General features: G+C 43.6%; 8 protein-coding genes and 1 pseudogene. 3 read left to right on the forward strand and 6 right to left on the reverse strand.

Going from position 1 to position 11,049, the window contains the following annotated elements; genetic code table 11:
* Nucleotides 1-694, forward strand: a pseudogene (locus tag ACEW80_RS33985) (IS1 family transposase); the annotation flags it as partial.
* A gap of 150 nt (nt 695-844) precedes the next feature.
* Here ACEW80_RS33985 and ACEW80_RS33990 read toward each other — a convergent pair.
* Nucleotides 845-1,474, reverse strand: a complete 630-nt coding sequence (locus ACEW80_RS33990; RefSeq protein WP_373530834.1) for a transmembrane anchor protein — start codon at nt 1,472-1,474, stop codon at nt 845-847.
* 24 nt (nt 1,475-1,498) lie between these two features.
* Nucleotides 1,499-2,173 (reverse strand): HupE/UreJ family protein, encoded by a 675-nt coding sequence (locus tag ACEW80_RS33995; protein ID WP_373530841.1) that lies wholly within the window; start codon nt 2,171-2,173, stop codon nt 1,499-1,501.
* 159 nt (nt 2,174-2,332) lie between these two features.
* On the opposite strand from ACEW80_RS33995, the gene rppA reads away from it, so the two are divergent.
* Nucleotides 2,333-3,040: a two-component system response regulator RppA gene (gene rppA, locus ACEW80_RS34000; RefSeq protein WP_373530835.1), complete on the forward strand. Its 708-nt coding sequence runs from the start codon at nt 2,333-2,335 to the stop codon at nt 3,038-3,040.
* Nucleotides 3,037-4,428, forward strand: coding sequence for a two-component system sensor histidine kinase RppB (gene rppB, locus ACEW80_RS34005; RefSeq protein ID WP_373530836.1), 1,392 nt, complete (start codon nt 3,037-3,039; stop codon nt 4,426-4,428). Before rppA ends, rppB begins: the two co-directional genes overlap by 4 nt.
* 87 nt (nt 4,429-4,515) lie before the next feature.
* Here rppB and ACEW80_RS34010 read toward each other — a convergent pair whose 3' ends face one another.
* The 4 genes from ACEW80_RS34010 to ACEW80_RS34025 all read right to left on the reverse strand — a co-directional run.
* Complete coding sequence (locus tag ACEW80_RS34010; protein ID WP_373530837.1) at nt 4,516-4,809, reverse strand: MFS transporter; 294 nt, start codon at nt 4,807-4,809, stop codon at nt 4,516-4,518.
* A gap of 80 nt (nt 4,810-4,889) precedes the next feature.
* Nucleotides 4,890-6,281 carry an MFS transporter gene (locus ACEW80_RS34015; RefSeq protein ID WP_373530838.1) on the reverse strand — a complete coding sequence of 464 codons (1,392 nt, stop codon included), beginning with the start codon at nt 6,279-6,281 and terminating at the stop codon, nt 4,890-4,892.
* 133 nt (nt 6,282-6,414) lie between these two features.
* Nucleotides 6,415-9,540 (reverse strand): efflux RND transporter permease subunit, encoded by a 3,126-nt coding sequence (locus ACEW80_RS34020; RefSeq protein ID WP_373530839.1) that lies wholly within the window; start codon nt 9,538-9,540, stop codon nt 6,415-6,417.
* A 2-nt stretch (nt 9,541-9,542) separates the two neighbouring features.
* The coding region (locus ACEW80_RS34025) for an efflux RND transporter periplasmic adaptor subunit (protein WP_373530840.1) at nt 9,543-11,049 on the reverse strand (1,507 nt) is incomplete at its 5' end.

Genomic DNA, 11,049 nt, shown 5'->3' on the forward strand with positions numbered 1-11,049 from the left:
GTCTACGGAGATTAGAAAAAATGGTAAGCGAAGAGGTAAACAAAATCACATTTGTGTCAGATGTGGTCGTCAATTTATAGATGTATACAACCCACCAAAAGGATACTCAGATGAGATCAAAATTGAATGCTTAAAAGCATACGTTAATGGTGAGGGATTCCGAGCTATTGAGCGCTCCAAAGGTGTTCATCACACAACTGTAATTTATTGGCTGAAACAAATTGGTGAAAAACTGCCAGATGCCCCGCCAATTAACGAGATTCCACTTATTTGGAGAACTAGATGAATTAGAGACTTTCGTCGGGTCAAAAAAAACAAAATTTGGCTATGGACAGCAGTAAATCACTTCCGTCTTCGCGTAGCGTCTCGCAGAGAAGGAATTTTAGCTTGGGTTTTAGGAGATCACAGTGCTGAAACATTTAAACCTTTGTGGGACATTGTTTGCTGCTGGCAGTGCTATTTTTATGTTACTGATGGATGGAAAGTCTACCCCAGTTTTATTGAGCCAGGAGATCATATCGTCAGTAAAACATATATGACTAGAGTAGAAGGTGAAAATACACGTTTACGTCATTATCTGGCACGCTTACATCGAAAAACATTGTGCTATTCCAAATCAGTAGATATGCTTAAATATTCAATTAGATTATTACTTCATTACTTGAAGTATAGAGAAATACCTGTGTTTAACTGATTCATCCCGCATTTATGCAACGCCCAAAATCGGTTTACCATCTTGCACCTTAACCACAGATTGCTGCAAGTCTTCAATTGATTTCACCTGCCCAATGCCGCGCACCAACAGTTCTTGACCGCCGCCAATTAAAAATCGCGCATTTCCTCCTTATTTCTGTTTAATATCAGTATATTCACCTTTAGTTTTAAGGGTAATGGTAATTGTGTTAGATGTCCGGTTTCTCCAAAACCAACCATGTGAACCATCAAAGGCTGCTTCAAATTCCCCTTCTTTGCGTTGCTCAGATCCTTTGCTGTACTGATAATAATTGATGTTTAGTTTTTGAGAGTCGGCATGTAGATCAAAATTGGCTTTGCCACGATCTGTAGACCAAGTGTATTGCACTTTATTGCCTTTACTCATGTCAAGCTTGATTTCCTTACCTTCATCAGGGGCAAGCTTAACCTGCATTTCATGATTTAAAATAGCTGCACCAGCAGTTGTGGGCTTAGGTGTTGTTGCAGCATCAATCTTGATCTCGCCCTGTTTCTCCTCAGTATTGGCACTTAAATTCTTGGCTTGATCTGCCGCCGCTTCTTTCTCTAGGGAAACTCTAATCTCGCCCATTTTTTTTAAGCCGATGACATTGCCGATTCCGGTGGGGTCGATGCCGTATTCGGCGGGCATGACGACGGTTATCAGCAATACTCCTGCTGTCGCTGCCGCCAGAATAGTTGATTTGATGAGCTGGTTTGTTGACGGAAGCTCTCTATCTGTGGGTATATTTGACTTGCTCATAACAACTATGTTCTCCGTTGGATTTTAAGATACGAAATAGCCTGTGATCTGGTATCCCATCAGCAGAAATCCCAGCATCATCAAAAAAACATTTGCGGCGTAGGCATGGCGCATGAAGCTCTTTGATTTTCGCCAATAAGTGATGGCAATCAGGATGACTCCCAGTGCCAAAACCTGCCCGATCTCAACGCCGATGTTGAAGAAGATGAGATTGAAAAACAACCCATCGGGTGAAAGCTCGTACTCGAGTATTTTGGTCGCAAGACCGAAACCATGAAATAACCCAAATATAAGTGTCGCCATTTTGGGATTCGGTTGAAACCCAAACCAGCGTTTAAATGCACCCATATTATCGAGTGCCTTGTAGACAATCGAAAACCCAATAATGGTATCAATAATATAAGCATTGATACCGATTTTGAACAACACGCCAGATAACAGTGTAATCACATGGCCTATTGCGAACAGGGTCACATAAGTTGTCACATCCTTACGGCGATATAAATAAAAGATCACACCCAATAAAAACAGCAGATGATCGTAGCCCGTCATCATGTGTTTTGCACCCAGATAAATAAAGGGTATGGGTAGCACGCCCGTGCTTTCCTGGATGTAGCCTTTATCGCCCGAAGTTACACCATGTGCGATCGCCTCGGGAATTATCCCAAAATTTGCAGCCAGAACTATTGCAACACCCATAAGGGCAAGGAAACGTTCTTTGTCTTTAAATGGTTGTATAAATTTAATCATCTTCAGTTAAACAAAAGTTCTTCCTAGTTTGCCAAAGGACAGATGAAATCCAGGTGAAATGGCAAATGTTTCTGTAAGATCAAGCTCGTGGTTGATTTCCCTGGAGCAATGCGAATTTTACTGGTCGAAGATGAAACAGATTTGGGATTGGCAATCAAGCAAGTCCTGATTAGCGAGAGATATGTCGTGGATTGGGTGCCAGATGGCGCTCAGGCATGGCTCTGTCTTGAAAGCCAGTGGACAGACTACACGGTCGCCATCGTCGATTGGCTGCTTCCCGGACTGTCGGGACTAGAGTTATGTCAGAGGCTGAGATTGCACCAAAATCCTTTACCAGTATTGATGCTCACTGCTTTGGGTCAGCCTGAAAATCGCGTGGCAGGGCTGGATGCGGGAGCCGATGATTATTTAGTCAAACCGTTTGTGATGGAAGAATTGCTGGCGCGGTTGCGGGCGCTTCAGAGGCGATCGCCTCAACTACAACCGCCTACCCTAACCGTCGCCGGATTTACCCTTGATGCGGCAAACAATGTACTGCAAGTGAATTCAGACAAATGCACCCCCCTAGTCATTCCCTTAACAACCAAAGAATTTCAGCTGCTGATGTATTTGATGCAGAACCCCAATCGCATCATCCCCGGTAGCAAATTGCGTCATCAACTTTGGAACATGGACGAGGAGCCAATTAGCAATGTGGTTGCTGCTCAAATGCGCCTACTACGTCGGAAGTTAGCAAATCATGGCTGCCCCTGTCCGATTGAAACTGTTCTAGGCGCAGGCTATCGCTTTAACTCCCAACTTCATTCTCAGCCATGAATAACTACTCACTTTTTCGGCGCAGTCGTCTACGGTTAGCTCTCTGGTATGCCGGAGTCATGGGCGTGATTTTGAGTGTTTCTGGCTTTGGTATGTATCGAGCAATGGTACAGTCAAACTGGACAGCAATGAAGCGCGAAATTGAGTCAATCGCCGGAACCTTACACGATAGCGTAGAACCGCTGCTGCCTGCTTCTGAAGAGCCGACTGCTGTGCTGCAACAAATGTTTCCCGATCTTTGTTTGAGTGGGCAACCCTGCAATGCTACCCCGACACTGATTCAACAGCACACCATCGGGATCAGCGATCGCACCACATACTATATTCGTTTATTCAATCATCAAGGGAAACTCCTCGCTTTTTCACCCAACCAACCGTTATCTCTGCCTAAAACTCTCAACCGCAGCTCATGGCAAACCTTTCGCACAGCTAAGGGAATTCGCTATCACCAATTCACCACGATTTTGCATAGTGCCCATACCCATCATCTGGCTAATGAACCCAACGCCCATTCATCCTGGGGCTATTTGCAAATTGGGCGCACTTTAGAACCTTTTGATGCTGAAATCAGTCGAATTCAATGGATTATGGCGATTGGGTTGCCTATTGCCCTGAGCTTGGTTGCTACCTCCAGTTGGTGGCTCTCAGGATTAGCCATGCAGCCGATTTACCAGTCCTATCAGCAACAGCAACAGTTTACCGCTAATGCTGCTCATGAACTGCGATCGCCCCTTGCTAGCCTCTTGGCAACTGTGGAAGCTATCCTCCGCATACAGCAATCAAATCAGCAAGATATCCAAATGATGCTCCATACTGTTGAGCGGCAGGGGCGAAGGTTGAGCCATTTGATCGCAGACTTACTCTTGTTGACCAGTCTTGAGCAAAATTCACTTGAGCAAAATTTAGGGGCAAAACCATTTCAGCCCTGTTGCTTAAATGATTTGGTTAGCGATTTGACCGAAGAATTTTTAGAGCTTGCCACTGCTTCTGATATTCATTTGACCAACCAAATTCCCACTTTCGAGGTTTACGCTCTAGGTAACGAATCGCAACTTTACCGCTTAGTGTCAAACTTGATTGCTAATGCCATCCAGTACACGTCCACAGGAGGATATGTGACCGTCAGCTTAGTAACCTGTGATCATACTGCTGTAATTGCGGTGAAAGATACGGGGATTGGGATTGAGCTTGCTGAACAGAATCGAATTTTTGAGCGATTTTACCGTGTTGATGGCGATCGCTCTCGTAAAACAGGAGGAACGGGGTTAGGACTGGCGATTGCTCAGGCGATCGCCCAAAAACATCAAGCGAATCTGAAAGTTGAAAGTCAGGTGGGAAAAGGTAGCATTTTTACGCTAGCAGTAAAAATTGTATCGTCTAATACGTAGAAAATTAACCAGACTCCAGGTTGAACAGCAGCAATTTCATTACCAACAATCACATCTCCTGTACCCTGCACAAAGTAGCAAATTTCGTCACTCCCTTCCGACTCCAAACACGGCGGCTAAAACTAACAGCACAGCATAGTTTTGAAACCAGGGAATCAGAGCAAAGGGAATGGCACAGGCAAACATTCCCCAAAACAGCAGAGGTTGTCGTCCCAAGCGGTCAGAAGTTCGTCCCATATAAGGTTTAGAAAGAACCGTGACCAAGATTTGAACGCCCCAGAGCATCCCGGCTTGAAAAGCAGAGAAGCCACAAACCTGCACGGCATAAATGGGCATAAAAGCTTCTAAGGCACCGGCAGATAGGTTTTGAATTCCTTCCATGGTTTTTAGATAGGCTTTAAGTCATTACTTCATTACAACTACGCCTTCGTATAGCATTAGTAAAGATTGGCAACAGCAATTTAATGACTATGGCGATGGTGAATATCCCTAGTGTGAGGGTGAGTGTGATAAGTAATCATCGTGTGTTCGTGAAGATGGTTGTGAGGCTCGCCTACAGCCATCCCCTCATTGTGGTTATGCTGATGGTATTCATCGTGGATGTGTTTATGTTCATGCACATTAGGATAGTGGAGATGTTCGTGTTCATGCGGATGAGGCGAGAGGGTAATTTGCACTACCACTAGCAGCATCAAGCCCACTAAGCTACCGTAAAGAAACTCACGTTCAGCAAAGTGACTTCCTAACCAACCTGCAAGAGGGTAGGAGATTGCCCACCAAAGATGACTCCAGGCGAAGTGTGCGCCATAAACTCGTCCTTGTACAGCAGTCGGGATGCGTTCTGCAATTAATGTCTGGGTGGGTAAGTTCACTAAACTTTGCCCTGCACCCGCCACCAGCCATAAAAGCATCAATACTGTTAAATTTGCGTAGTTGGCAGATAACAAAGCCAATGTTATCAAAGTTGCACCAATAAAAACAAACGTTGTCCGTGGCAAACTTCTATTGAACGTACCAAAAATAACTGCACACACGGTTGCACCAATTCCAAAAGCCGCCATCACCCAGCCATACTGCACTTCTCCCAACTTGAGTGTACCTTGGACATAGCCAACAGTATTTACTAAGATTTGCGCTCCGGCAATTGATGCGACTAACTGCATCCCTAGCGCGTAACGAATAGGTGTATCTGTAAGCAGGCGAGTTGTACCGTCTTTAATGTCTCCCCATATTTGGCGTGTTGTCCTGGAAGGCTGTTGATTTTGTGCAACGACGAGCTGACCTGGTAGGGTGAAGATGAGGATTGCCGCGATCGCAAAGCTGAGAGCATCCAAATAGAAAACTTGTCTCGCACCAATGAAGGCGGCGATACTCCCAGCTATACCAGGGCCAAGTACACCAAGTAATTGAAAAGTAGCAGCCGAAAGAGCGATCGCGCCTGCATAGTCATTCTCACCCGTGACTAATGGAATTGTAGCTTGGTAAGTTGGGGTAAAGAAAGCATTAAAAATGTTAAGCGCAAATATTAATCCGTAAACTTGCCAAATTTGCGTCACAAAAGGCAACATACCCACAATTAACATTCTGAAAATATGGGTAACGACCATGATTTTCTTACGATCAAAGCGGTCTGCGATCGCACCTGCAAGAGGAGACAGCAACACAAAAGCAGTAACACGCAGAGTAAAGGCTACTGAAAGCACAACTGCTGCATTCTTTCCAGCTAAGTCAAAGGCTAGAAGGGCTAAACCCACCCAAGTAAGTGCATCGCCTAATAAACTAGTGGTCTGAGCAGTGTACAGCCTTGCAAATACCGGATTTCTCAAACTACGGAAAAATGTCAAGGTATTCATTTATCAGGGGGGCATAGTTATAGAAGTCTTTTATATCAATATTTTAACAAAAATGGGGGGAGGGGGCATATTTATCAAAGCTAGGAAAATTGCCTTGCCAGGATTCTAGTAGATAGAATTCTTTTGGTATTTATCATTGCTCAAAAACTGCTTTTGGTACTTTGCCATCCTCTACAACTGAATTAGTACGTTTAGGTAGCAAGAACTTACCAAAGTTAGCATATAAAGCTGGTAAGACCATTAAAGTTAAAGCCGTAGAAGTAAATAACCCACCTAACACCACTATTGAAAGAGGTTGCAAAATTTCTTTACCAGGGCCGCTCTCAACTATCAAAGGTGCTAATCCTAAAGCTGAGGTAAAAGCTGTCATTAAGATGGCATTAAGCCTTTCCATTGTCCCTTTTATTAAAACTTCTTTTATTGGCATTCTTTCAGCAAATTTAGTGTTGTAATTATCCACAAGTAACAAACCATTGCGGGTAGCAACTCCAAATAAAGTGATAAAGCCAACCAAAGAAGCAATAGAAATAACGCCACCAGTCAAAGCTACTGAAAATACTCCCCCCACCAACGCCAAAGGTAAGTTAATCATAATCATGGCTGTAGAAGGGATAGATTTGACAGAAAGGTACATAATTATTGTAATTATGACAAAGGCGATCGCACTCGAAATTAAAATATTCTGAGTTGCTCTTTCTTCTGCCTCAAACTGTCCCGCATACTGGATATAGTAACCAGAGGGTGGATGTACTTGCTGTTTAACTTTAGCTTGAATTTCATTGACGATAGAGCGCAAATCCCTACCATTAGCGTTAGCAGAAACAACAATCAATCGGGATACATTCTCTCTATTTATAGTATTAGGTCCAGTACCATTTTCAATTGTGGCAACCTGTGCTAAAGGAATTTTTTGACCGTTAGGAGTATCAACTAACAAATTGCGAATCGTATCTAGATTTTGCCGTGCATCTGACTTTAACCACACAACTAAATCGAAAGTTTGTTGTTTTTCTAAAACTTGAGATACTACTCGTCCATTGAGAGCAGTTTCAATAATTTCGGAAAGTTTACCTACTGTCAAACCATATCGTGAAGCCGCAAGTCGGTTGAACTTAATTTGTATTTGTTCAATCGGTATTTGGGGTTCTAGTTGTAAATCTACAATCCCATTCACGGTTTTCATCACATCATCAACTTGCTGTCCAATGGTGCGGAGTTCTTCTAAGTCGGGGCCGAAAATTTTGACTGCGATCGCACTCCTCACCCCAGACAATACCTCATCCATACGATGCGAGATAAAACCACCAATATTTGGCGCTACCCCTGGTAATTTAGCAAATTCCTCCCGTAACTTCTCAATTGTCCCTTCCCTGTCTTTCAGTCCTACGTCGCTTAACTCGATATCTAAGTGTCCTAAATTCACCCCGGCTGCATCCCCGTCTCCTGGCGCACGTCCAGAACGCAACTGCACGTAGGGGAATCTAGCGTCTCCCTTGAGTGCGTGCTGAAGTGTTTCACCAGCTGCATTAGTAGCTTCCAGAGAAACCCCCGGATAAAGAGTTAGGGTATTTACCAAAGTTTGCTCTTGAAACTCTGGTAAAAATATTCTGCCAAAGGAAGGGACAATTACAGTAGCAGCCACCAAACTTGCGATCGCAGCGCCTATAACAATTCCCGAATGCCGCAGAGAAAATGTTAATAAAGGATAGTAGAGCCTCTTAAAAAATCTTGCAACCCAAGGTTCTGTTTCTGGCAAACGACCATAAGGTAATAAGATTGCACATAAAGCCGGAGTTACCGTCAACGCTGTGATACTAGAGGCTATAACTGCTGCCATATAGCCCAATCCCATTGGGATAAAAATGCTGCCTTCTACACCAGCCAAAGCAAAAACTGGGGAGAACACAACTATGGTAATAATAGTGGCTCCAAAGACTGAATCGCGTACCTCTTGACAACCCTCAAATACAACATCCAAAACCGGACGCGGGTTAGGGGAGTATTTATTTTCTCGTAGATTGCGGTAGACATTCTCGGCATCGACAATTGCATCATCAACGGCTGAACCAATCGCTACTGCTAACCCTCCCAAAGTCATAGTATTTAAACCTTGTCCCAACCAATTTAGTAGTAGCACTCCTAATAATAAAGATAAAGGTAGAGCAGTTAAACAAATAGCTAAATTTCGCCAATTCATTAAAAATGGAATTAGAATTAAGGCAACAATAATACTACCTTCAATTAAAGCCTCTCGAACATTTTCAATAGAAGAATCAATATAGTTTTCTTGTCGAAAAGTAGGTGTGACTTTGATATCTTTGGGTAAACCGGCTTGAATCTCTAACATTGCCGACTCTATAGCACGGGTGACAGTAGGAGTATCGGATTCAGGCTGTTTATTAATCATTACAATAACCGCCTTTTGACCGTTAAAACTACCATCACCCCGTTTAATAGCCGCACCAATTTGCACATCAGCGATATCGGAGATATTGACAGGCGTACCATTACGAGCAGTAATTACTGATTGCTGTAATTCTTCGATAGATTCAATTCGCCCAATTCCCCGAATTAACTTTTCTCGATCAGGAGTAATTAAATAACCACCTGGAGCGTTGACATTAGCAGCAGATGCAGCTTGCTCTACGTCTTCTAAAGTGACATTGAAGGCTCTTAGCTTTGCTGGATCAACTAATACTTGATATTGGCGAACATCGCCACCATACGCGACTACTTGACTAACGCCAGGGACAGCTAAAAGGCGGTTTGTCACTTGCCAATCAACAATGCGCCGCACTTCCATCAAAGAAGTATTTTCTGATGTAAAAGCGTATTGTAATACAGTCCCAATGGGAGAGCTTGTAGGGGAAATTTGCGGGGTCTCTACTCCTGACGGCAGCTTACTTTGCGCTTGTTGTAATCGCTCTGTTACTAGCTGGCGAGCTTGATAAATATCAGTTTCCCAGTTAAAAATAACTTTGACCACAGAGATTCCGGCTGCTGAAGATGAGCGTACTGCTGTCACTCCAGGAGTACCGTTTATTGCACTTTCAATTGGTAAAGTTACCAAGGATTCTAATTCTTCGGGGGCGAGTCCTGGGGCTTCGGTTTGAATTTCAACTTGGGGTGGTGCAAAGTTAGGGAAAACATCCAAGGGCATTTGGATAATCGTCCGAAATATCCAAATTGTGAGGATAATTGTACCAAGAATAACTAACCAACGGCGAGCGATCGCCCACTTAATAATGGCACTGAGCATCTTTATTGTTGGGTATTTTTACTGACGATTATGACTTTTGACTGTTGATGAGCCGCGCGGTGGTTATTATCTGAGTTTGTAGAACCATTTATAGAATCTTCTGGTACATCATAGGCAAGTTCCGCCCCTACTGGAATTAGTTGAGGCTTGCTACGACGACCTACCATGAAACCTACAGCAGCTATTGCAGCTCCTCCACCCGCTCCTAGCAACCACAACGGTACTGGTAAACTGGGCGTTTTAACTTCAGTCGCTTGTGCAGGAGCTTCTTTTGTCTCACCTTCTGTTGTCTTAGTACCACCCCGCAATGATTGTGCATAAAGTTGTGGTGCGCGTTGAGTAACAATCATATCCCCTTCAAATAAGCCACTCTTAACCTCAACCATATCTCCAGAGGTTTGCCCTAAAGTCACTTCAATTGTTTGGTAAGCATTACCATTCTGCACATAAACAACTTTTTTACCATTCGCGTCAACCACTGCTGAGTTAGGAATAGCTGAAATAGCAGAGGAAGTTTGGTCTGTTAAAACTTCTAGCTCTGCGAACATTCCTGGCTTGAGTTGTCCGCTTGAGTTCTCTATCTCTGCTTGTACTGGTACAACTCTTGTTTCTCCTTCTACTAATGTACCAATCCGGGAAATTCGTCCAGAAAAGGTACGCTCAGGCATACTGGCTACTTTTAGAGTCACCCTTTGACCATTTCTTACCTTGTTTAAATCTTTTTCATAAATGTTAGCTGTGGCGAAAAGCCGACTATCATTGACAATCGTCATCAATTTGCCACCCGCATCATTAAAAGTTTGACCAATAGTTACTTCTCTATCAGCAACCTTACCGGAGATGGGAGCGGTTACTGTTACTAATCCCTTAGCATTGGGAAGATTTCCCAATTGAGCAAGTCGAGTTTGATAACTAGTATTACTGCGATTTATATTTGACTTTGCTAGTTGAACTGATGCTTGGGCGCGTTTGAGTTGATTTTCTGCTGCGATAACGTCCCGACGGCTGTTAGCTTTGGTAAGTTCGGCTTTTGCCTGGGCTAGCTGGGTTTGAGATTCCAAGGCATTGCGTTGGGGTAAAGCACCTTCAGTGGCTAACTGCTTGTCTTTGTTGTACTTTTCTTGAGCAAAGTCAACTTGACTCTGTGCTTGAGCAATTTCAGAGGTTGCTATTTGTTGATATCGCTCGTAGTTTTGTTGAGCTAGTCTTAAGTCAGCTTCCGCTTGTTGTAAATCAGCTTGACCTTGTGCTAATTTGTCCTGAGATTCCACGCGTAATGTAACCAAGCCTGGACTAGTAACTATAGCAACAGGTTGACCAAGCTTTACTGATGCACCAGGTTCCACCAACAATTCAACAACTTTCGCGCCTTCAATTGGGGTAGTCACTTCTACTTTTTGGTTAGGAAGAGTCTCTATTTGTCCAGTGGTTTTAATGCCAATGGCTAGCCGCTGACGTTGGACAGGCTCGACTTTAATCCCTAACCGTTTGGCTGTGTCGGCATCAACC

Source organism: Nostoc sp. (genome assembly GCF_041747015.1).
Classification (GTDB): domain Bacteria; phylum Cyanobacteriota; class Cyanobacteriia; order Cyanobacteriales; family Nostocaceae; genus Nostoc.

Coding starts and splice junctions, on each gene's coding strand:
- ACEW80_RS33990 (WP_373530834.1), bottom strand. CDS start 1,474: ATGAGCAAGTCAAATATACCCACAGATAGAGAGCTTCCGTCAACAAAC.
- ACEW80_RS33995 (WP_373530841.1), bottom strand. CDS start 2,173: ATGGGTGTTGCAATAGTTCTGGCTGCAAATTTTGGGATAATTCCCGAG.
- rppA (WP_373530835.1), top strand. CDS start 2,333: ATGCGAATTTTACTGGTCGAAGATGAAACAGATTTGGGATTGGCAATC.
- rppB (WP_373530836.1), top strand. CDS start 3,037: ATGAATAACTACTCACTTTTTCGGCGCAGTCGTCTACGGTTAGCTCTC.
- ACEW80_RS34010 (WP_373530837.1), bottom strand. CDS start 4,809: ATGGAAGGAATTCAAAACCTATCTGCCGGTGCCTTAGAAGCTTTTATG.
- ACEW80_RS34015 (WP_373530838.1), bottom strand. CDS start 6,281: ATGAATACCTTGACATTTTTCCGTAGTTTGAGAAATCCGGTATTTGCA.
- ACEW80_RS34020 (WP_373530839.1), bottom strand. CDS start 9,540: ATGCTCAGTGCCATTATTAAGTGGGCGATCGCTCGCCGTTGGTTAGTT.